At 49.1% G+C, this 20605-nt stretch carries 22 protein-coding genes and 1 pseudogene; 3 read left to right on the forward strand and 20 right to left on the reverse strand.

What is annotated here, in order from left to right:
* Window positions 1–33 precede the first annotated feature (33 nt).
* The 8 genes and pseudogenes from radC to VB083_RS04660 form a co-directional block, all read right to left on the reverse strand.
* Window positions 34–615 (reverse strand): annotated as a pseudogene (gene radC / locus VB083_RS11740) (RadC family protein); the annotation flags it as partial.
* On the reverse strand, window positions 602–787 hold the full coding sequence (locus VB083_RS04630) for a hypothetical protein (RefSeq protein ID WP_323401805.1): 186 nt from the start codon (window positions 785–787) through the stop codon (window positions 602–604). The pseudogene radC and the gene VB083_RS04630, both read right to left, overlap by 14 nt.
* Window positions 784–2925, reverse strand: coding sequence for a DNA topoisomerase 3 (locus tag VB083_RS04635; RefSeq protein WP_323401806.1), 2142 nt, complete (start codon window positions 2923–2925; stop codon window positions 784–786). The genes VB083_RS04630 and VB083_RS04635 overlap by 4 nt, the downstream gene beginning before the upstream one ends.
* A gap of 187 nt (window positions 2926–3112) precedes the next feature.
* Window positions 3113–3841, reverse strand: a complete 729-nt coding sequence (locus tag VB083_RS04640; protein ID WP_323401807.1) for a CD1107 family mobile element protein — start codon at window positions 3839–3841, stop codon at window positions 3113–3115.
* Window positions 3828–4079: a DUF4315 family protein gene (locus tag VB083_RS04645; protein ID WP_323401808.1), complete on the reverse strand. Its 252-nt coding sequence runs from the start codon at window positions 4077–4079 to the stop codon at window positions 3828–3830. The genes VB083_RS04640 and VB083_RS04645 overlap by 14 nt, the downstream gene beginning before the upstream one ends.
* Before the next feature lie 2 nt (window positions 4080–4081).
* Entirely contained in the window at window positions 4082–6235 is a 2154-nt protein-coding gene (locus tag VB083_RS04650; protein WP_323401809.1) for a CD1108 family mobile element protein, read from the reverse strand.
* 1 nt (window position 6236) lies between these two features.
* Window positions 6237–8615, reverse strand: a complete 2379-nt coding sequence (locus tag VB083_RS04655; protein ID WP_416242160.1) for a VirB4-like conjugal transfer ATPase, CD1110 family — start codon at window positions 8613–8615, stop codon at window positions 6237–6239.
* Window positions 8575–8985, reverse strand: a complete 411-nt coding sequence (locus VB083_RS04660) for a PrgI family protein (protein ID WP_089608975.1) — start codon at window positions 8983–8985, stop codon at window positions 8575–8577. The genes VB083_RS04655 and VB083_RS04660 overlap by 41 nt, the downstream gene beginning before the upstream one ends.
* Before the next feature lie 191 nt (window positions 8986–9176).
* On the opposite strand from VB083_RS04660, the gene VB083_RS04665 reads away from it, so the two are divergent.
* Window positions 9177–9488, forward strand: a complete 312-nt coding sequence (locus tag VB083_RS04665; RefSeq protein WP_213690431.1) for a hypothetical protein — start codon at window positions 9177–9179, stop codon at window positions 9486–9488.
* 121 nt (window positions 9489–9609) lie between these two features.
* On the opposite strand, the gene VB083_RS04670 is transcribed toward VB083_RS04665, so the two are convergent.
* From VB083_RS04670 to VB083_RS11745, 7 genes are all read right to left on the reverse strand, one after another.
* A complete protein-coding gene (locus VB083_RS04670) occupies window positions 9610–10479 on the reverse strand; it encodes a VirB6/TrbL-like conjugal transfer protein, CD1112 family (RefSeq protein ID WP_213690430.1) in 870 nt (289 codons plus the stop codon).
* A gap of 14 nt (window positions 10480–10493) precedes the next feature.
* A complete protein-coding gene (locus tag VB083_RS04675; RefSeq protein WP_084234496.1) occupies window positions 10494–10709 on the reverse strand; it encodes a Maff2 family mobile element protein in 216 nt (71 codons plus the stop codon).
* A 44-nt stretch (window positions 10710–10753) separates the two neighbouring features.
* Entirely contained in the window at window positions 10754–12529 is a 1776-nt protein-coding gene (locus VB083_RS04680; RefSeq protein WP_213690429.1) for a VirD4-like conjugal transfer protein, CD1115 family, read from the reverse strand.
* Complete coding sequence (locus VB083_RS04685) at window positions 12526–13005, reverse strand: PcfB family protein (RefSeq protein ID WP_213690428.1); 480 nt, start codon at window positions 13003–13005, stop codon at window positions 12526–12528. The genes VB083_RS04680 and VB083_RS04685 overlap by 4 nt, the downstream gene beginning before the upstream one ends.
* A gap of 93 nt (window positions 13006–13098) precedes the next feature.
* Window positions 13099–13503, reverse strand: a complete 405-nt coding sequence (locus VB083_RS04690) for a DUF3846 domain-containing protein (RefSeq protein WP_213690427.1) — start codon at window positions 13501–13503, stop codon at window positions 13099–13101.
* 81 nt (window positions 13504–13584) lie between these two features.
* Window positions 13585–13935, reverse strand: coding sequence for a hypothetical protein (locus VB083_RS04695; protein ID WP_213690426.1), 351 nt, complete (start codon window positions 13933–13935; stop codon window positions 13585–13587).
* Window positions 13936–14058: 123 nt separating this feature from the next.
* A complete protein-coding gene (locus tag VB083_RS11745; RefSeq protein WP_416242161.1) occupies window positions 14059–14652 on the reverse strand; it encodes a DUF6017 domain-containing protein in 594 nt (197 codons plus the stop codon).
* Here VB083_RS11745 and VB083_RS11750 point away from each other — a divergent pair.
* Window positions 14621–14719: a hypothetical protein gene (locus VB083_RS11750; RefSeq protein ID WP_416242162.1), complete on the forward strand. Its 99-nt coding sequence runs from the start codon at window positions 14621–14623 to the stop codon at window positions 14717–14719. The two genes, VB083_RS11745 and VB083_RS11750, sit on opposite strands and share 32 nt — an antisense overlap.
* Before the next feature lie 355 nt (window positions 14720–15074).
* On the opposite strand, the gene VB083_RS04705 is transcribed toward VB083_RS11750, so the two are convergent.
* The 5 genes from VB083_RS04705 to VB083_RS04725 form a co-directional block, all read right to left on the reverse strand.
* Window positions 15075–16013: a ParB/RepB/Spo0J family partition protein gene (locus tag VB083_RS04705; RefSeq protein ID WP_213690425.1), complete on the reverse strand. Its 939-nt coding sequence runs from the start codon at window positions 16011–16013 to the stop codon at window positions 15075–15077.
* A complete protein-coding gene (locus tag VB083_RS04710; protein ID WP_213690424.1) occupies window positions 15970–16791 on the reverse strand; it encodes a ParA family protein in 822 nt (273 codons plus the stop codon). Before VB083_RS04710 ends, VB083_RS04705 begins: the two co-directional genes overlap by 44 nt.
* A complete protein-coding gene (locus VB083_RS04715) occupies window positions 16776–17120 on the reverse strand; it encodes a hypothetical protein (RefSeq protein ID WP_213690423.1) in 345 nt (114 codons plus the stop codon). The genes VB083_RS04710 and VB083_RS04715 overlap by 16 nt, the downstream gene beginning before the upstream one ends.
* Before the next feature lie 381 nt (window positions 17121–17501).
* Window positions 17502–18074: a TetR/AcrR family transcriptional regulator gene (locus tag VB083_RS04720; protein ID WP_213689870.1), complete on the reverse strand. Its 573-nt coding sequence runs from the start codon at window positions 18072–18074 to the stop codon at window positions 17502–17504.
* 20 nt (window positions 18075–18094) lie between these two features.
* Window positions 18095–19438 (reverse strand): MATE family efflux transporter, encoded by a 1344-nt coding sequence (locus VB083_RS04725; RefSeq protein WP_213699773.1) that lies wholly within the window; start codon window positions 19436–19438, stop codon window positions 18095–18097.
* A 206-nt stretch (window positions 19439–19644) separates the two neighbouring features.
* On the opposite strand from VB083_RS04725, the gene VB083_RS04730 reads away from it, so the two are divergent.
* On the forward strand, window positions 19645–20571 hold the full coding sequence (locus VB083_RS04730; RefSeq protein ID WP_213691184.1) for a carbon-nitrogen hydrolase family protein: 927 nt from the start codon (window positions 19645–19647) through the stop codon (window positions 20569–20571).
* Window positions 20572–20605: the final 34 nt, after the last annotated feature.

A 20605-nucleotide genomic window follows, 5' to 3' on the forward strand; every position in this document is an offset into this window, starting at 1 on the left:
GTCATAAGCAGCGGGTGCTTCCAGCACGCCATGGGCCTGAAACGAATAAACATCCTGCTGGTTGATCCCATTGATGATCAGGTGATCCAGCACCTGGATGCCCAGAAGATTGCCCGTCTCCTTCAATCTTTTTGTCACGGTGAGATCTTCGGAGCTTGGCGTCAGATCACCAGATGGGTGATTATGACAAAGGATCACGGCATTAGCCTTATTGACGATGGCATTTCGGAAGACTTCCCTGGGGTGGACGATGGAGCTGTTGATGGTCCCCAGGGATACGACCTCGTGATCGATGACGCGGTTCTTGGTATTAAGAAATGCCACAACAAAGGCTTCCTTGTCATGGACCTGATCCATCACCGAGCGAAAGAAGGCCGCTGCAGCATCCGGTGAATTAATGACTGGATTTTTCGTCTTGATGCTGCTGCTCATGCGGTAAAGATCCAGAAAGGCCTGATGCTTTTCCCGCTGTGCAGGTGTGCTCAAAAGCTGTGTGGCGTTCTCCACCAAAGCGCTGATGCCCTTTCTCTGAGCGTATTCCAGGGCGTCATCCTCCTTGACGCCGATGATGCGGGCAAAGGCTTGGACATAGCGAAGTTCATCAGTGTTGTTCATCGCTATCCACCTCCAGCTCGGCCATCATCTCAACTAAGAGAAACAGATCTCCCAGTTTGTCAGCATCTTCCGGTGTTGATACATATTTCTCCGGATTCTCCCAGAGCTCCAGCAGATTATCCGTGCTCACCTCAATGCCGAGGAGAGCCCTGATCCGTTCTTTGACATTCATGATTTTTCCATCCTTTCCTTGGATTTTGTCGATGTTTTGTGCTTATCCTTGGTTTCACCAGGCGTGAATTCCAACCTGAAATTGACGTACTTGCCGCCGGTATCCTCCATGATGATTCGGGCATCGTAGGTCTTTTGTGTCTTGGGTGAATATAGGTTTTTCATCAGGATGCTGCCGTTCTGAAGAAGAGCAGCAGCCACCTCGCGAGTCAGTGTTTTTTTCTTGTCCTTGAAGAAACGGTTGTCCTTCCACAGAGCAAATGTACAGGTCTTGTTCTGGCAGAAAAAGCGGCGTTCCCCTTCCAGCACCTGATCCTGGCAGCGCGGGCAGGAACCGATGCTTTCCGGATTCAAGGCCAGCTCGCCGGGGGTTTCAGAGACCGCCTGATAGGTTCTGACCAGATCCTTCAGGTGCTGAGAGATCTCCGCCATGAAGATCTCAGGTGAGAGCTGACCCTTTTCGATACGCTTCAGCTTTTCCTCCCATTCCGCCGTCATCTGAGGGGATTTGATCTGCTCCGGCAGGATCGTGGCCAGAGCAACTCCCTTATGAGTAGGCTGCAGGGTCTTGAGCTTTTTATCACCTCGGCGCTCCACGAGCTCAGTCTTGATCAGCTTTTCCAGGATGCCTGCCCGTGTGGCCGGAGTCCCAAGACCTTTTCGTTCAGCATCCTCTGGTAGGTCCTCCAGGCCAGCATTCTCCATGGCAGAGAGTAGCGTATCTTCTGTAAACGGCTTGGGCGGGGTGGTTTTCCCTTCATCCAGCCGGACAGAGACCGCATCAAAGCACTGGTCTTTTTCCAGTCTGGGCAGTGGGACATCCGTTTTCTTCTCCGATTTTCGAGTGGTAAGCGTGCTGTGATAATGCTCCTCCACAGACTTCCAACCGGACTGCAGGATCGTCTTTCCCTTGGCAGTAAAGCGTTGATCACTGCAGTCCAGAATGACCGTCGTTTCCGAATACTGATGAGCTTCTCCGGCGGCTGTGATGAGGCGGATAGCCAGTAACTTTAAGAGCTCCTGTTCGCCCTTGGGCAGACTCTCCAGGATATTTTCCTTCAGAGCATGGGTCGGGATGATGGCGTGGTGATCACTGATCTTGGAATCATCCAGCAATTGCTTTAAATCCGTCGAATATCCCTTCGTCAATTTCTCTGGCAAAAGGAAAAGCGCTGACTGAAGGACGTCCTCAGTGGACTGCGCCATGTCAGCCGTCAGATAGCGGCTGTCGGTTCGGGGATAGGTGATGAGCTTTTTTTCATACAGGCTTTGGGCATAATCCAGCGTTTGCTGGGCGGTATACCCAAGAAGCCGGTTGGCTTCCCGCTGCAGGGTGGTCAGGTCATATAGCTTGGGCGGTTTTTCCATTTTCTCCTGGGTCCTTACCTCAGTGACTGTGGCGGACTTTCCCTGGCACTCTTTTAGGAGCTTTTCAGCCTCTGCCTTGATCTTCAGCTTTTCACCGGCTGCTTCAAAGCCTGGGAGCTTCAGTACAACGGTGTAGAATGGCTCGGACCTGAAATCCTGAATGGCAGACCAGCGGTCCACGATCATGGAAAGCGTAGGAGACATTACGCGTCCAACATTAAGGGTCTGACGATACAAAACGGAAAAGAGTCTCGTTGCGTTGATACCAACCAGCCAATCCGCCTGTGACCGGCAGAGGGCAGATTGATAGAGCGGATCGTATTCCTGGCTGGGCCTTAGTTTCCTGAAGCCTTCGCTGACGGCCTGGTCCTCCATGGAACTGATCCATAGGCGCTTTACCGGTTTCTGACATCCCGCCTGACGATAGACCAAACGGAAGATCAGTTCCCCTTCGCGTCCGGCATCCGTGGCGCAGACAATCTCCGTCACTCGAGTTTCACCCATCAGGCCTTTCAGGATCTTGAATTGCTTTTGTTTGTCCTTGGGCACCTGGTATTTCCATGGCTCCGGAAGGATCGGCAGATCCTCGAAGCGCCATTTGCCATAACGCTCGTCGTAGACATCTGCCGGAGAGAGCTCCACAAGATGTCCGACACACCAGGAAACCAGGACATCCGTTCCTTCCAGATAGCCGTCCTTTCGGTTGTTTGCCCCCAGCACAGCGGCAATGGACTGCGCCACACTGGGTTTTTCTGCGATCACCAGTCTCATTTGTCCACCTTCTTTTTCTTGTGGGGGAGTATCAGCTCACGGTAGCAGACACCGGTGCAGCAGTTGCCTTGAAGATAGCTGCAGCCATGGCAGGGATGGGTCTTGGGCAGGACAGGAGAGAGCTTCTCCTGCCGCTGCCTGGGCTTTTGCTTCATCAGCCGTTCAAAGGGACTGTCCGTAAAATGCGTCATTCGTCATCACGCTCCGATTCGGAATTTTCCTGATCCTCTTCAACCAGCAGTTTTTCTTCATAGTCGTCATCGTCATCAAAGCTGTACTCATCCAGATTGGTGTTTCCCTTGACGCTGGGCTTGGGCTTTCTCAGCTTGAAGTACCACAGTCCGCCGCCGCCCAGAAGAATCAGGATTACAAGGATGATCGGTGTAGGATTCATGCTTTCCGCAGGTACGGGTTCCTCCACTTCCGTTTCTGGCTCCGGTGTAGGTTCGGGTTCCGGCTCAGGAACGGTTGGGACCGCACCTTCTCCCGGCAGGGGCTCCAGGTTACCGTCTTCCTCCATCAGGGCTCTGAGGTCTGCTTCATCCACCAGGTTCAGGAAGTAGACGTTATTTTCCTTACCGGCCCGGTCGATGATCAGATAGAAGGTGTTGCCCGCTTTGGTTTTGACCGTGATGAACTGCTTGTCCTCGGTCTGTTCACCTTCCAGGTCATCCACAATGGTCAGATTGCCTTCCGGAGTGAGAGGCACAGCAGCTTCCGGTTCAGTTTCTTTGACGGGCTCCGAGGCTGCGTGCTCGACAGTCGGCACCACAGCTTCCTCGATCGGATCAGAGCTTGCTGTGATCGCCTTGGATACATCGGTCTTGGCATAGGCAGGGACTGAGAGAATGGAAAGGCAAAGCAGCATGACCAGCAGTAGGCCTGAAGCACGAGGCCATTTCTTACTCATTTTCATTGACGTTATCCTCCTGTGTTTTAAAATAATCGGGCGCTCCGCCTGTTTCGCGAAACGCCCTGATGAATGCGGCCAGCTCTTCCGGAGTTGCTGAGACACTGCGGACCATTTCAACGATCTCGGTCTTCTCCAGCTCGTCCTTCTGTGCCTTAAGCTCGATGAGTCTGGCCTCGAGGCTTTTGATTCGATGGGTGATCTTGTCGATCTCCTCCGTCAGTTTTTGTATCTTTGGATTCATGATTACCTCCTTGGTAAACGCCCGAAGGCGTAAAAATGGGATTGGAAATATGAGGTGTTCATGGAGGCGTACTGGATGGGGTTTCCGGCGTGGATCATCATGCCGTCGCCCACGTAGATGGCCACATGGGAAACCGGACCGATACTGTCGTAAGTGCCGGTGAAAAACACAATGTCGCCTGGCTTGGCCTCCAAGGGTTGGATGATGGCGCACTGGTCAAAGATCCCTTGGGCAGTGGTCCTTGATAATGGATAGACGCCCGAATTTTTGAATACCCAGCAGACAAAGCCGGAGCAGTCAAAGGACGTCGATGGTGTGGAGCCTCCCCAAACATAGGGATAACCCAGATACTTTTCTGCTTCCTTGATCAGGGCAGCGAAGGTGGGATCTGACAGCGCTTCCGGCGGGATGTCGTAGTCGGTATAAGCGCCATTTGTGCCGCCGACGGCTGGCGGGGTGTAGGGATCAGTCCCCTCGATGAAGAAGTAGGGATTGAGATACTGGCCATTTAACGTCAGTTCCAGGTGAAGATGGCTGCCCGTACTGGCACCGGTGCTTCCGGCCTTGGCGATAGCCTGTCCCCGCAGGACACTCTGTCCTTCTGTTACCAGAATGCTGGAGCAGTGAGCATAGGTGCTGCGGTAGCCGTCCTTGTCCGCAATGACCACATAGTTGCCATAGCCGCTGGCATCGTAGCCGACTCGGACCACTTCGCCGTCATGTATGGACTGGATCGGTGTGCCCAAAGCTACACCCAGATCGAGCCCGCGATGAATCTGCAGCCGATCCGTGATGGGATGGACCCTCCAGCCGTAAAGGCTGGTGACATGGCATGGCCAATTGAAGGTAAAGGGATTGCCGAAATACTGTTTGTTGCCCTTGGTATCCATGTACACGAGATACATTTCCCGCTGATCGGCGCTCATGCGGGGATAGACCACCGAATACAGGGACTGGCTGTTCAGATTGATGTTCAGGATGTAGAAATTGTAGGGGACCTCCACCTCATAGCTTTCGCGGATGGTCTGGACCTCACCGGTTTCAGGATCGGTCACGGTATAGGTTCGGTACCGGGTTTCGGTGCGGTATCGCACTTCGACGGTCTCCGTGATGTGTAAGCTGTACATGGAGGAAAAAAGGGATCTCAGCTCAGCCTCGACTTCGGCGTAGGTAAAATCTTCGAACCTTGCCGTCAGGTAGGCGATCAGCTCATTAGGATCATGGCCGATGGGATCTACCGTGTAGCGGTATTCATCAAAACCGGGATAATCCCGTTCGATGTTGAGCAGGTCATACTGAAGCTCTGCCTCAAGCCTGGTGTACTCCAGATCAGCGGCGGTGATGTCCTCGTCGGATGCGGTGTAGGAAGTGGTGAGAAAGGCATTGAGCCCGCCCAAGGCCATCTGAGAGCAGCTGGCAAAGGTATTCAGGATCAGCATGACAACAAAGAAGATGCCGATAATGCCCAGAAAAACCTTGCTGTGCCGGGCAATGAAAGCGGTAGCCTTCTCCAGCACCTCCTTCGCTTTTTTCGCTGTTTTCACGGTGGTTTGGGCCGCCTTCTGAACGTTTTCCGCACCTTTTCCTGCTTTGGCAGCAGCGTATTCCTTCTTGATGGCCTGTTTTTGCTGCCAGCGGGATAAGGGATTGGTCGATAAGAGCGGCTGTTCACTGGCTGCCCGTTTTTGAAGCAGGCTGACGTTGGCCTGGTCCAGCTTTTTCTCCGCCTTTAGGGATTTTTGCTCCACTTTCAGGGCATGAGAACGATGGGCATTTTGTGCGGTCCGGACGGTGCATTCAGCGGTTCCTTCCAGGCGGTGGGCAGCCTCCACGCCGACATTGTCATCTTCGGATCTGGCAATCTGCCGGTGGACCTCTGCGGCAGGCAGGGTCGCCGCTGCGGACTTTAAAGCCGTGCGTGTTTTCTTCACCTGAAGCTCTTCAAACTGCAGCTTCACAGGCTTTTTCATGGGACTAAAGGAAATGCTCGTCTCGTGGGTTCCCAGCGATTCTGCCTTGGACTTTTTTGCTGCTTTCTCCAGTTTATTCGTAGCCTTGTCTGCCTTCTGAGTGGCTTTTTGAAGCTCCGGGCTGCTGCGTTCCTCCTCGGTGAACTGAAGCCGGGTGACGGTGCGTTTGGCTTTCTTGGCGCTCATCTCACACCCCCTTGACCTCAGCTGGCTTCGTCGTCATGATGCGGTAAAGCTCGGTATCCTTAGGGAAACGGTCTGCAAAGGGCAGGATCACATTCCCGTAGAACAACAGGCCTTCACCTTCACCGGAATGGGTGACATAGGACAGCTGATGGGGAGAGATGTTGAGCTGCTTGGCCAGGATCTGGCGGTCCCCGCCTGCCTGGTTCAGCATGTAGACGAAGTCACTGTTTTCAAAGATGTTTTCGATTTCCCGGGAGGACAGCAGGTCCTTGACGTTCTGGGTGATACCCGTCGGGATGCCACCCCACTTTCTGAATCGCTTCCAGATCTCTACGGAGTATGCGGCGGTCTGCTCTTCCTTGAGCAGCAGATGGAATTCATCGATGTAGTAGCGGGTGCTTCGGCCTTCCGCCCGGTTGGCGGTCACGCGACCCCAGACCTGGTCCTGGACGATGAGCATGCCCAGCTTCTTCAGCTGCTTGCCCAGTTCCTTGATATCAAAGCAGACCAGGCGGTTCTGGATATTCACGTTGGTCCGGTGGTTGAAGACATTGAGCGATCCGCTGACGTAGATTTCCAGCGCCGTCGCAATGAGCCGGGCTTCCTTTTCCGGCTGCTCCAGAAGGATTCGGTGCAGATCTCCCAGAATAGGGACATTCTCAGGCCTTGGCTCATTGAGATAAGCCTGATACACCATGCGGACACAACGGTCGATGACGGTCTTTTCGATGGGCTGGAGGCCCTCTCTGCCGCCGACGATGAGCTCACACAGGGAAAGGATAAAATCAGATTTCAGGGACAGCGGACTTTCATCCTCTGAGTAGTTGAGGTTGATATCCATGGGGTTGATGTAATGTCCGCTGGTGGGTGAGATCTTGATGACCTGGCCCTGAAGGCGCTCCACCAGGGGGTAATACTCGCCCTCGGGATCGCAGATGGTGATGTCATCCTGGGTGATGAGAAAGGCATTGGCGATCTCGCGCTTGGCAGAGAAGGATTTTCCGCTGCCCGGAGTGCCCAGGATCAGACCGTTGGGATTCTTCAGAGCTTTCCGATCCACCATGATCAGGTTGTTGGACAGCGCATTGAGTCCGTAATACAGGGGCTCACCTTCGCGCTGGAACAGTTCCTGGGTGGTGAAAGGCACAAAGATGGCGGTGCTGGAGGTGGTCAAGCCTCGCTGGATCTCGATCTGGTTGTGGCCGAGGGGCAGGGATGAATTGAGGCCGGATTCCTGCTGAAAGTCCAGCCGGACCAGCTGACAGTTGTATTTCTGAGCAATGCCCTGAGCCTGAAAGACGTTGTTGTCCAGCTGCTGTTTGCCGTCTGCAGTGCTCATGATCAGAAAGGTCACGAGGAACATGCGCTCATTGTGGCTCTGCAGATCCTGAAGCAGCTTTTTGGCTTCACCACCGTAGGTAGCCAGGTCTGACGGGATGATGTCCATGTCATAGCCGGACCGGACGGCCTTCTTCTGTTCTTCGATCTTCATCCGATCCAGATCGGTAATCTTACGCTTGATGGTCTTGATGGCCGAGGTCTGGTCGATGGACTGGATATGGAGCGTCACCACCAGGCTGTTGTCCATGGACAGAAAATCCGCCAGCATGCGGTCGTTGAGCTCAGGAGCCAGGATCTGCAGGAAGGAAACGGAGCAATGCTTATTGCCCATCCGAAAGTTCCTGCTCTCGGAAAAATCAAAGGATGAGGGTGCAAGGTAGTCCTTGGTGGAAAGACCCGATAATGGCAGCCAGTCCCAGTCAAAGAGAAAGCGCTCCTGACCGTCCAGATGGTAGATACTGTGCAGGAGCTTCAGGCGGTCTTTGCCGCTCAAAGGATCTGCTGCGACGCCAAGGCGCTTGAAGCTATTTAGCAGATCATTCTCGATACGTTCCAGCCGGGGCTTGGCCGTACGAAGATTCTCCGCTTCGATGCCGAAGGTGATGAACTTGGTCTTGGACAGGCCGTTGTTGCCCTTGGCCAGCTGGCCTCGGAGCATATTGGCATATTCTGCGCGGATGTCATCGAAATCATCATTTTGATCCGGGATTAGGATGGACTGCTCGAATTCCTCGATGCTGGCGCTCAGATTCAGGAAGGAGAACTGAAAGCGGATGGAGCTGTCAAAGTAGTTGAGAAAATCGCACCACCCGTCAAAGATGGCCGTTTTGTCCTCGTTCTGAGCCAGCTGGTAGTTGATGTCCTGAAACTGAATGGTCTTGGTATATAAGGCATCCGTTGCCTGGCAGATGCCGTCGGGATGCATGCGCAGGTAAGGGATCGTCTGCTGGGCCGTTGCCGGAACTTTGCTATCACGCTTGGCTCTGGCGATGGCGCTTTCAATGCGATTTCTTTCCTCGCGGCTGAGTTTTCGTTGGATGGTTTTCTTGGTGGACAATCGCTTTTACCTCCTTGTCCAGATTGGTTTGCCGCTCTACGGCGGCATAGAAGTTATCGGTCCGGTAGGGCCGCTTCTTCGGTCGGATGAATCGGCTCTGAATGAGCTGATAGAGGATCTTTTCCAGGGGCTGACCGTTTCGTTCATACATGGCCAGCAGGAAAAAAGGCAGCATGGACAGCACCATCAAAAGAGCTGCCGTGCTGACACTCATGTGGGGTTTAGCAAGAAAAAACAGCGGGACGCCCAGTATGGCACCGCTGCCAAATGAAATCAGTTGACGCTTGGTGAGATTGAGCATCACCTTGGTTTTGATCTTGGTCAGATCCTTCGGTACAGGAACATAGGCCACAGGCTTTCCTCCTTTCGCTAAGTGGGCATTGAATATGGATTTGGTGAGAATACACTTCTGACGAGTGATTTAGATTCGAGAAAAACTGCTCACGATGAGCAATGCGCAAATGATATAATTGATTTGATATCAATGAATTTTTCCAGGATTTTTATCCTGATATTTAATAAAGTTGGTTGGGAGGTGTGCCATTGAGAAAAAAGACTGTGCTTATAGTTGTTTTGGGTATCCTAGTTCTAGTTACAGCTTTGTACGTTTCTCGGGAGAGTCGAGTCATCGGTGAAATTACTGGCGCAGAGTGGAACATCCTCACAATCGAAGAAACTGAATATCGGCAGATCAATGGCCTGGACTTTACAATTGCTGATAAGGGTAAGTATTTAGGCAAGGCAAAGTACAATGAATCAGCCGTTCGTCTCTATTCAGTAAAGGGTGATACAGAGGACAAGTACATCTATGCCTTTTGGGACTGTGAAGGATTTTTCTACGTTCTCAATGAGTAAATCCCACAAAATTCTTGGCCAGGCGTCCAAATGAAATTACAAAAGCATTGCGGTCAAAGTATCTTGACCGTATTTTCATGTGCGCATTTTCAAATAAGATTATCAGCTTCCCTCCTTTCGCTTAATGGGCATTGAAGATGGACTTGGCAAGACTTCCGGTCTTGAACAGGGTGAAGCAGAGCAGGACGGTATAGCCGAGGGTGGTCCATACGGCCTTGATGATGTCGGTTTCCGTGGCAATGTTCTGCACCAGGACGGCATAGATGCCGACACAGACCATGATGAGAAAAGCCTGAAAGGCCAGGGCCAAAAGGGAGCGAAGATAGTTCTGTCCCATACCGCCCCATTCCCGGTTGACCATGGTGGCCATGGGGATGGGCCCCACTGACGTGACCAGATAGATCTCGATCATGCGGCCATAGATGACCAGAAAGATGCAGATACTCAGGGCTTGCATGGTAAAGCCAATGAACAGGCTCTGAAACCAGAGTCCAAAGAGCGGACCCAGTTCCATGGCGGTCAGCCGCGTCTGAAGGTCTGCCACTGTGGTGGCCAGATCCACCGAGGCGTCTGCTGAGATGACGCCGGAAGCGCTGTTGACCACCGACTGTGCCATATCGAAGATGCCCATGACGATATCAAAGGTATGGGTGACCAGAAGAACGGCCACAAAGGTTTTAAAGATCCATTTGAAAAAGATCCAGGTATCGATGTCATGAAGATTATTCCGGTCGATGACCATTTGGATGAGCTCGTAGGTCATCACAAAGGCAAGGATCACGCCCGCGATGGGGATGATGACGCTTTCGGAGAGGCTGCGGATCATGGAAAAGACGCCGGCATTCCATGCCGCCGGCGTCAATCCCACTTGACCTGCGATTTCGCCAACCTGCTGGTTGACGTTATCAAACATCCCCGACAAATTTGTGATGATGCCTTCTACAAGCATCGTCTTCAGCCATTCGGTGATTTTGTCGAGTATGCTTTCCATCGCTTTCTACCCGATTAACCGAACAGACCGGAAAGCAGCGGCACCAGGACGATGCCGATCAGGGCGACACCGCCGCCCGCCATGAGCTGCTTCATGCCCTGGGATTTGGCACCGGGGTTATCGTTACCGTAGCCTTCGAGAAGGTTGATGACGCCCCAGATGGCAAGGCCTGCACCCAGAGCGACGACGAGGGTTTGAAGTACATCTACTGCACTGTTAAAGAATTCCATTGATTGACCTCCATTATTTTAAATTTTGAGTTGAAAAAAGCCGCTCATTCGGCGGCTTCGGGTTCGGCGGACAGATCCATGTGGTAGACCTCATAGATTTCATCCGGTTTGGGCTTGAGACGGGTTGACAGGTACTTCTCGATGTTGAAGGCGTTGCGTGGGTCCGCATCCGAGAGGTATTTGTAGTTGGGGTGTTTGGTGATATCATACTTTCTCGAAAGAAATGGCCGTACCCCGCGCAGCTGCAGAATACACTTACCGCCGTCCAGCACGGACAGTTCATCGATGCTCATCAGCTCCTTTCCGAGTTTCTGGTAGTTCAGACTGTGGGAAACCTCACGGCCTCGGCTTTCCCCGGTGTTGAAGGTGTCGATAGTCTCCTTCCCAAGGGTTTCTGAAAGCTCTTTTAATGTGGTGCGCTCCTTGCCGCCCAGAAAGATCGTGCTGTCCATATTGCCGATGATGGTGTCGCAGTGATCCTTATATAGAGCCTTCAACTGAGATTGGGCCTGCAGCACCAGACAGGCCGAGATCTCCCGGCTTCGGATGGTGGCTACCAGCTTTTCCAGCTTGGGAATTTGACCGATATTCGCCGCCTCATCAATAAGGCAGCGCACATGCACAGGCAGACGTCCGCCATAGACGTCATCTGCCTTGTCGCACAGCAGATTGAAGAGCTGCGTGTAAGCCATGGAAACCAGGAAGTTGAAGGTGTCGTCGGTATCGCTGATGATGATAAAAAGCGCCGTTTTCCGATCACCTAAGGCATCCAGTTCCATTTCGTCGTAGGCCGTCAGGTCTCTGAGCTCTTTGATATCAAAGGGCGCAAGACGGGCCCCGCAGCTGATGAGGATGGATTTGGCGGTCTTTCCGGCAGCCAGCTTGTATTTCTTGTACTGCCGGACTGCAAAATGCTCCGAGTCTCGTTCCTCCAGAGCGGCGAACATCAGATCCACCGGGTTCTGGAAGTCCTCGTCGTCCTCGCGGACTTCTGAGGCATTGATGAGCTCGATGAGGGTCGTAAAATTCCGTTCGCTTTCCGGTGCTTCATAGTGGATGTAGCCCATGAGGGCGGTATAGAGAAGGGTCTCCGCCTTGACCCAGAAATCATCTCCGGCTTTGCCTTCGCCCTTGGTGTTGGCAATGAGGGCCGTCACCAGCTTGAGGATGTCTTTTTCACTCTTGATGTAGGCAAAGGGATTGTAGTGCATGGATTTGCTGAAGTTGATTGTATTGAGGATCTTGATCTTGTAGCCTTCCCTCAGGAGAAGCTGTCCGCATTCCACTACGACGCCGCCCTTGGGATCGGTGACCACATAGCTGGAATGGCACTGCATGAGATTTGGCTTGAGCCAAAACCGTGTTTTACCAGATCCGGAACCACCCACCACCATGACGTTTTTGTTGCGTGCCAGCCTTGGGTCCTTGGGCCGGTTGTTCATGGTCAGGCGCTCCGTCTCCGTGAGGATGACGTTGTTGCGAAAGGTGGGATCGATAAAGGGTTTAATGTCCTCAGGTCTACCCCAGCGGGCTGAACCGTATTCTATGTTTTTTCGGTATTTTTTGGCGTTCCTGCCTTTCACATAGACTGCCAGCTTAATTCCACCAGCAATCACAATGCCCAGGATCAGGTCCTGTAGGAGCAGACTTGGCCAGGGGGACTGGAAAGATAAAGCAAAGCCGTCCATGAGATGCAGCACTTTTTGTGAGACATCCAGCCCAGAAGAATATCGCCAGGCCTCGCCAAGCTTCGTGGCAAATAGAGCAATAAGAACATAGGGGAGGTTTAAAAGGAGCAGCCGCTTGATTTTTCCTGTCATCGCGTCAGCTCCTTGTCTTTGTTTTTTACCTTGTCCATAACCTTGGTTTGAACAAGCACTTTGAATTTGGCAAGCTGCTCCAGGATGGAAGGCTGCTTGTCCTTTTTGAGGACCTTCGCCGTATATTCTGTGAAGGCTGCGGTGAGGGCATCGGCATCTCTGGCCTTGAAGAAGACCAGATACTTAGGCTTCTCTCCCGTAGTATCCTTCTTGAGGGCATAGTCTACGCCATACTTTCTGGCGACTTGCTCAAAGGATTTGATGTTTTTATCTGTGATCTCAATATTTGAGACTCCGGCATTCTGACCGATGAGCTCTTTTACAGACTGCTTGCCGTGGGGGATCTGCGGCGGACTGTCCCGGCTCTTCTTCATTTCAGCCAAGAGCTTGATGAGTGCGGCCTTCAGAACACGACCGGTCATTCGGGTGGTACTGACAGCCAGGGCAACGGTCCTGTTTTCCACTTCTTCCTGCATGAAAAATGCCTCCTTTCGCGGTTAGGTGAATTCAATTTACAAAAATACTTATTTTGCACTTGAAATAAGTAAACTCGAAAAGCTCTGTAAGATTTAGAGTTCAGGTTCTGAGGACTTCTGCTTTGGTTTGTCCACATGCAACTCGTCCTTGGGCTTGATAGGGATGGCGACGATGCGGCTGCCCATCTTCATGAAGATCTCAGGATCAGCAAATTTCTCCCGATACTTCTCGGCCAGCTCAGGCGTCAAGGAATCAAAATCCTCTTCACCAAGCCCGCAGACGATGAAGGTCCCGGCGATGATGTCGTAGTCCTCAAGTTTTCGGTTAAGAGGGAGGCCGATGAGCTTGCCTTCCTCATGACAGACAATGGCAATCGGGTCATCATAGGGATAGATGGCTTCGATGTAACCGCCAACAACCTGCTGCAGAGAGTTCAGGTCACCGGTGATACTGGCCATACGCGGCGCTTTTTCCGGTTCAACAATCAATACGTCCATAGATTTCTTCTCCTTTTCTGTTCCTGAAATTGCAGGGAACATTCCTTTTAAGCCATGTTTTGTGCATAATCCGGAATTATGCTATTTGGGGGTCTTCTGACCGTGGCTTTTAACGGTCAGGATACCGCTTAAGGTGGTTGCCGGAATTCGATAGCGTTCAGCGATGGCAATGTCGTTTTTCACGACTTCGTCGATCCGAGAGCCACAGACTACGAGGACGTTGGAGCGTCTGAGGTAATCGAGCTCAATGTCCTGTCTGTCCTTATGCTCCTGGGGGATGCCGTCATCAATGAAGGTTGAAAGCATCAGAATTGGACATATCGGACTATAGCCAGCATCGTATACTTTCCTGCTGTATTTGGCGGCGATCTCCGTATTCTCAGTTGGATCAACGCCCCAGGAAGCGGTGATATAGGCGAGAGGTCTTTTCATTTTGAGTAACTCCTTTCAGAAAAGATGAACTTTTGAATCAGTTTCTTATGGCCGGGTGAAACTTTGAAATTTGATTATCGTGCTAATTTGATTTGCAAAACTTGCATGAAAATAAACCCCATCTTATCTGCCGGGCTTAATAAGGCTCCCTAGATCCTCGTAAAAGTGGGAACCTGGTCCGTAAAGATCATGCTTCACCAGCGCTGTGTAATAGCTATCGATGGTGGATGGGGCATTGAATAACGTTGTCAGCAGATATTTCTTGATATTCCGGATGAGGGTGGTGTTTTTATCCAGGCATTCAAAGACATATTCGATGTGAGTGCTGTCGATGCGTTGCAGCCGTTCCTTGACCAGAGATGCCGGGTAATCATCCCCGGCAACGGTGATGTATTCTCGTTTGGAACAGAGCGTCTCCACCATCAACTCCACAATTTCATCAAGACGATCTTTGTCATAACGCTGAACAATAAACTTGTATTCGATTTTCTCCTGGATGGACTCCTTGATGGAATGAGCATCCAATCCAATCTCATCCTTCTCGATCGCGGCTTCTCTTGATGGATCAGGGATTGATGGATGTTTACTTAATCCCTTAGTCATTAATGAATCTTTATTTGTTTTCTTAGTAATTAATTGCGTTGGATTTCCCAACGTAGGTTTCTCCAACACTGGATTATCCAAGATTGGATTTTCCAAGATTGGATTTTCCAACATTGGTCTTTCCAATACTGGCTTCTCCGATATAGGCTCTATGCTTTCTGTAGAATTTGTCGCCAGGTGAGGCTTTTCATAAATCGTGTAGTCTGTACCCTTAAGGTGACCAAACTCATTTCTCTCTCTGGTTCGGACGATGTATCCTGCCCGTTCCAGTTCACGGACTGCTTCCCGGATGGCATCGATACTCTCCCGGTTGATCATGGAAAGCCCCTTGAGGGTGTAGTCCCAGTCTTCCGGGAGTGAGAGCATCTGAGATAGAAGCCCTTTGGACTTCAGCGACAGATCCTTATTCTTCAGATGATGATTCGCCATAACGGTGTAATCCCTCGTTTTCTCAACTCGAAATACAGCCATCTGCATCCCTCCCTTCGACCGGTTGAATAAAAAAGTGCTTCTCATCGAAGCACCTCGGAGGGGAATTACCGTTCCTGTGATTGCTGGCGCTTCCGCGACCAGCCTTCCAGCAGCTTGATGATGGTTTCCTCCATCTGCTGGGGTGTATAGGATTTCGGAAAATACTTTTTGAGCTTCTCGCCGGTGAGCGTCACTTTGTCCAGTTCACCTTTTTTGTCCTCAGACATGATGGCGGTCATAACATCAAAGGTCAGCTTGCCATCCTGACTGAATTTCTTCAGGCGCTGAGCTTGAGACAGAGACGGCGTGGACTGCTCCATGTCCATAGCTTCCATCAGCTGTACCTGCTCTTGAGGCTTTAGATAGGAAAGTTCCACTGCCGGATTGAAGGCGATCTTTTTGGCATCGACCATATCCAACAGCTCGGGGACGAGCTCTGTCAGGCGGATAAAGCGGAAAATTGTGCTCTTACTTTCGCCCATTTGCTCCGCAAAAATATCGCTTGATTTCACACCCATTAAATTATTCCCAACTTGGGAACCATTTTCTTTAGAAGGCCTTCCAGCCTGTCGTTTCATAGCTTCCAGCTTGAGTTTATAAGCGAAGGCGCGCTCACTGGGCAGGATGTTTTCACGTTGGATATTGCTGTCAACCATGATAATGGTGGCAGCGTCATCGTCGAGATTGCGGACGATGCAAGGGAGAGTCTCCTTACCAGCCAGCTCACTAGCTCGCTTGCGACGGTGGCCGGAGATCAATTCATATCCGCCTTCTTCACGAGGACGGGCGATGACCGGTACCAGGACGCCGTGTTTGGTGATACTCTCGGCGGTCTCCAGCATTGATTCATCATCTGTCACCTTGAAGGGATGATTCTTGAATGGATGCAAATCTGTCAAAGGAATATCGATGACCTTTTCCTGAGAGGCTTCGATCCTGGTTTCTTCGGTCTGAAAGATCTCATCGTAGGAGGTCAGATTTAGATTTCTGCCGCTGGGTTTCAAGCTTCATTACCTCCTTCGTCAGATTTCTGTAGGCTTCTGCCACTTTTCCTTTTGGATCATGGGCAAAGATGCTTTTCCCATAGGAAGCAGTTTCTGCTGCCCGGACGGAGTGGGGGATGGACGAATCAAACACTTTCAGCTTGGTTCCGTAGGTTTCCCGCAAAAGGGTACTGATTTCCTTGGCGTCATTGGTCCGGTTATCTACCATAGTCAGCAGGATGCCGTCTATCTTCAGATTGGGATTGATTTGCTTACGGACTTTGTTGATGGTTTGAAGCAGCTGCTCCAGACCTTTGGCGGATAGGTACTGAGCCTGCACAGGAATGAGAACGTTATCTGCAGCAGCCAGGGTGTTGACCGTCAGCATACCGAGAGAAGGCATACAGTCAATCAGGATGTAGTCGTAGCCAGATTTGATTCCATCAAGATACTCCTTCAGGATTTTTTCCCGGCTCATCACATTTACCAGCGAGACCTCAAGTCCGGACAACTCAATGTTGGCGGGGACTAGATCCACACCTTCAGGGTGATGAAGGATGCCTTCCTGGGGAGAAAGTGCCGTGTCATTCATAGTCTTTCCTAAGACAGAGGAAAGTGTCACTGGCAGTTGATCCGGCTGAGTATGACCCAAGCTGATCGTCAAGCTGCCTTGGGGATCGCAATCCACCAGCAAAACCTTTCGACCTTCCTGGGCTAAACCAATTCCCAGATTGGCACAGGTTGTGGTTTTTCCTACACCGCCTTTCTGATTGGCGATGGCAACTACATGGCAGGGCAAGGGTGATCACCTCCAGCCTGATTAAGAATGGTCCTCAGCAATGTCGTAAGAAAGTAGCTAAAAAAGATATTGGACTCTTGATCCATGACAATATAACAGTCCATATCATCCGGCATTTCCTGCCCGATGAATTCATACATCAGGCCAAGATAAACGGCGAACTGATCACTCTCCATAATGGAGTGGTTGTAAAACAGCGAGTTTAAGAACATTTGTAGACTTTCTCGATCGGCAAAGTACTCTAATGCAGTACGAGCGAAGGCTCTACCTTCTTTATCTGCAATAGAGCAAAGTTTCAGATACTGTTGATCGTAAAATTGATTTTCCATTGTGACCCTCCTGGATTCTTTTTAAATGCTTATTTTAAAATTTCCTTCAATAAAAAACCGCCCCAAAAGAGGCGGTGGCAGAGAGGTGAGATATTAACATAATAAAATTGATTTAGAAGTCTCTGCAGGATATAATAGTTCAAAACTTAGAATAGTGAAGACAAAATTAACGCCTGAGATGCGTGAAAAAACGTACTAAAAGCGTACTATCGACCTTAATAGACGGGAAAAAGCGTCGATAAAGCTGAAAATAATGACTTAGAACCACGTGAAATAGCCCGCTGGAGCGCGTGAAAAAGTCAAAACAGAGAGTGGGAGTAAGCGCTTACAAATAATTCTATAAATATTCAGAGCGGCTTCTTTTGAAGCCGCTCTGCTTTTTCACAAAGAGTCAACTCCCTTGAAATAACACTGATTAACTAAAGCAAACATCTCTTGAGCCCATTGATCATTTTTGTAATGGCGTGCAATTTCCAGCAAACTTTCCGTAAAATTGGATGCTAGAATGTGAATAAGCATGTTGTCATAGTGTCTGATTGTTTTTGAATCTAGCGCTTTCCGAATATGAAGTTCAAGAATATGAACAAGCTCATCTTTTGCGTGTGCGTGCTTTGTCCCAGAGCCCTTGTCCACTAAAATTACAAGTTTTTTATGATTTGCAAAAAGGTTGTTCATATATATTACTCCAGCATCTTGAGAACTTTTCGAAGTAAATCCATGTAGAGACGATTCTTCTTCTTTAATTGCTTGATGAAAAGCAAAATATACAGGTTCAACTACATCATTGAACAGGTCTTCTTTGTTTTTATAATAGGAGTAGATAAGTCCTACCGGAATCCCTGCACGATTCGCAATGTCTTGCATTTTTGCACTTCGAAAGTCTTTTTCATAAAAAACTTCCTCTGCTGCGTAAAAAATTCGTTCACGAATTTCTTCTTTTAAAACTTGCGGCATAAACTTCCTCCCCCTTATTGTCAAAAGTGCAGTGTTTTATTTGCTCGAAGAACTAAAAATAACGTTTGGATAATCGTGCAAATATCAGCTATAGGTTGAGCCCAAAAAATACCTTTGATCCCAAAGTATTTAGATAAAAAATACATTGCTGGGAAGAAAAATATTCCTTGTCGAGATATATTCAGTATAAAACTTTCCTTACCTCTCCCTAGCGCCAGAAACGCCTGCGAATAGGTACATTGAAATCCGAAACCAATGAAGATAAGCCCATTTAATAAAAGTGCTTTTGAGGCGAGCTTTGAAACTTCTAAAGAGTCGTTTGAAAATGCCATAGCGATGGGATGACTGAAAAGAGCAATCGATATTCCAAAAATAGCGCAGAAACTAGTGAGCCAAAGAAGAGTAGTGCGGATAGCCAAGCGTACTCGATGATACTGTTTTGCTCCATAATTTGCTCCAACAACGGGTTGATAACCTTTAGTATAACCAAAAACCACAAAAGATCCCAATGCCATCAAGCGTAACATGACGCCCATTGCTGCCACCATGTCATCTCCGCCAAGCATTCTGGCTTGTTGATTGGTATACCCCATAGAAAGACTAGTAAGCAGTTGAACAAAAAAGCTAGGGAGACCAATCTTGAAAATTTCTTGCAACATAATTTTATCTGGTCGAAAGTTTTTGAGAGAATAATGAAGATAGCTCTTCTTCCGTAAAATAAACTGGAAATAAAATATATTAGCAATGAATTCTGCTAAGACAGTGGCAATGGCAGCACCAGAAACACCCATGGACAGAGTATATATAAAAATTGGATCAAGAATAATATTGAGAACAGCTCCTGTTGTCATTCCTATCATAGTAAGTTTTACGCGTCCTTCCGCTATCGTTAAATTGCCCATTATGATAGACAGAATATTGAATATTGATCCAGATAGGATAATAGTGGCGTATTTGTGGGCAAAACCATAGCTTTGTTCAGTAGCTCCCAACGTAAAGAGCAGAGGTTTGATAAACAGGAGAAAAAGGACTATGAAAAAAATACTTCCTATCAACCCGCCGAACAGGGTCGTAGATGCAGTGCGATTAGCACGCTCTTTTTCCCCAGCTCCCAGCAATCGAGCTATATAGGAAGAACCTCCTGTACCGAAAACGAGACCGATCCCAATAACAATCTGAACCAATGGAAATACTACAGAGACTGCGGCAAAAGCCGATGTACCAAGTCCAGTAACAAAATAGCCATCAACAACGATATACAGAGCATTGATAAGCATTCCAAACACGGTTGGAATACCCATTTTTAATAAGGTTTTCTTTAAATCTCCATGTAACATAAGTTGAACTCTTTCTTCTTTGTTCATTCGAGTATCTCCTTAAAAATGAATTTATATTCAATAATGAGAGTAAAAAAATACACCGTCAACTTGCGGTATATATTGAATACGAATTCGATATTATAAATCAAGGTGATTTTATAATCAACAATAAATCTATATACTCTTTGTCTATGGAACTGGTATACTTTTACTGTTGGACAATATAAGTTGTATTTTGCTTGGAGGTTGCTATGAAAGACTTATCAAAATATTTAAAAGTTGCCTTGGTCCAGGCTTCCCCAGTTATGTTTGATAAGAATTCCACTATCGAAAAGGTTTGTGGACAAATTAGAGAAGCTGGCGCGAATGGAGCAGAATTGATTATATTTCCTGAGTCTATTATTCCTTGTTATCCATATGGATTGACATATGGATTTACCGTCGGTTCACGAACGGAAGCTTGTCGAGATGACTGGAAAATCTATTATGACAATGCACTCCTCTGCCCTAGTGGAGATACTGATAAGATAGGTGCTGCAGCAAAAGAGGCACGTGCCTATGTTAGCATAGGCTATACCGAGCGGGACTATAATAATGGTTCATTGTACTGTTCCAATATGATTTTCTCCCCGGAAGGAGACCTGCTGTGTAATCATCGGAAGTTGAAGCCTACAGGTACAGAACGAGTGATTTGGGCAGATGCCAACAAGGATTATTTTCCTGTAGTTGATACGCCATGGGGGAAAATGGGAGCTTTGATTTGCTGGGAAAACTATATGCCTCTCGCTCGTGTAGCACTTTATCAGAAGGGGGTTTCATTATATCTATGCCCCAATACTAACAATAATCCTGAATGGCATAGTACTATTAAGCACATTGCTATTGAGGGCAAATGTTATGTTTTTCATGTTAATCAGTATTTTACAAAAGAAATGTATCCTGTTGGATACCATGGCCCTGCTGCTGAAATTGAAAAGCTGCCTGATACACCCTGTAATGGAGGCTCTGCCATTATCGATCCTTACGGTCACTATGTTACTGAACCTGTTTGGGATAAAGAATGCATCATTTATGCCGACATTAATCCCGATGAGTCTGCAAGGGCTAGAATGGAATTTGATGTCTGCGGCCACTATTCGAGGCCAGATGTTACAGAATTAATAGTTCATGAAAAATAAATGTTTATAATTGAAGTGTGGGATGGGAGAGATT

The organism is Aminobacterium sp. (assembly GCF_034926885.1).
In the GTDB taxonomy this organism is placed as follows: domain Bacteria; phylum Synergistota; class Synergistia; order Synergistales; family Aminobacteriaceae; genus Aminobacterium.

What these genes read in the sequence shown, in the direction of transcription:
- VB083_RS04630 (WP_323401805.1), bottom strand. Translation starts at nt 787, where the DNA reads ATGAATGTCAAAGAACGGATCAGGGCTCTCCTCGGCATTGAGGTGAGC.
- VB083_RS04635 (WP_323401806.1), bottom strand. Translation starts at nt 2,925, where the DNA reads ATGAGACTGGTGATCGCAGAAAAACCCAGTGTGGCGCAGTCCATTGCC.
- VB083_RS04640 (WP_323401807.1), bottom strand. Translation starts at nt 3,841, where the DNA reads ATGAAAATGAGTAAGAAATGGCCTCGTGCTTCAGGCCTACTGCTGGTC.
- VB083_RS04645 (WP_323401808.1), bottom strand. Translation starts at nt 4,079, where the DNA reads ATGAATCCAAAGATACAAAAACTGACGGAGGAGATCGACAAGATCACC.
- VB083_RS04650 (WP_323401809.1), bottom strand. Translation starts at nt 6,235, where the DNA reads ATGAGCGCCAAGAAAGCCAAACGCACCGTCACCCGGCTTCAGTTCACC.
- VB083_RS04670 (WP_213690430.1), bottom strand. Translation starts at nt 10,479, where the DNA reads ATGGAAAGCATACTCGACAAAATCACCGAATGGCTGAAGACGATGCTT.
- VB083_RS04675 (WP_084234496.1), bottom strand. Translation starts at nt 10,709, where the DNA reads ATGGAATTCTTTAACAGTGCAGTAGATGTACTTCAAACCCTCGTCGTC.
- VB083_RS04680 (WP_213690429.1), bottom strand. Translation starts at nt 12,529, where the DNA reads ATGACAGGAAAAATCAAGCGGCTGCTCCTTTTAAACCTCCCCTATGTT.
- VB083_RS04685 (WP_213690428.1), bottom strand. Translation starts at nt 13,005, where the DNA reads ATGCAGGAAGAAGTGGAAAACAGGACCGTTGCCCTGGCTGTCAGTACC.
- VB083_RS04690 (WP_213690427.1), bottom strand. Translation starts at nt 13,503, where the DNA reads ATGGACGTATTGATTGTTGAACCGGAAAAAGCGCCGCGTATGGCCAGT.
- VB083_RS04695 (WP_213690426.1), bottom strand. Translation starts at nt 13,935, where the DNA reads ATGAAAAGACCTCTCGCCTATATCACCGCTTCCTGGGGCGTTGATCCA.
- VB083_RS11745 (WP_416242161.1), bottom strand. Translation starts at nt 14,652, where the DNA reads ATGTTGGAAAATCCAATCTTGGAAAATCCAATCTTGGATAATCCAGTG.
- VB083_RS04715 (WP_213690423.1), bottom strand. Translation starts at nt 17,120, where the DNA reads ATGGAAAATCAATTTTACGATCAACAGTATCTGAAACTTTGCTCTATT.
- VB083_RS04720 (WP_213689870.1), bottom strand. Translation starts at nt 18,074, where the DNA reads ATGCCGCAAGTTTTAAAAGAAGAAATTCGTGAACGAATTTTTTACGCA.
- VB083_RS04725 (WP_213699773.1), bottom strand. Translation starts at nt 19,438, where the DNA reads ATGAACAAAGAAGAAAGAGTTCAACTTATGTTACATGGAGATTTAAAG.
- VB083_RS04730 (WP_213691184.1), top strand. Translation starts at nt 19,645, where the DNA reads ATGAAAGACTTATCAAAATATTTAAAAGTTGCCTTGGTCCAGGCTTCC.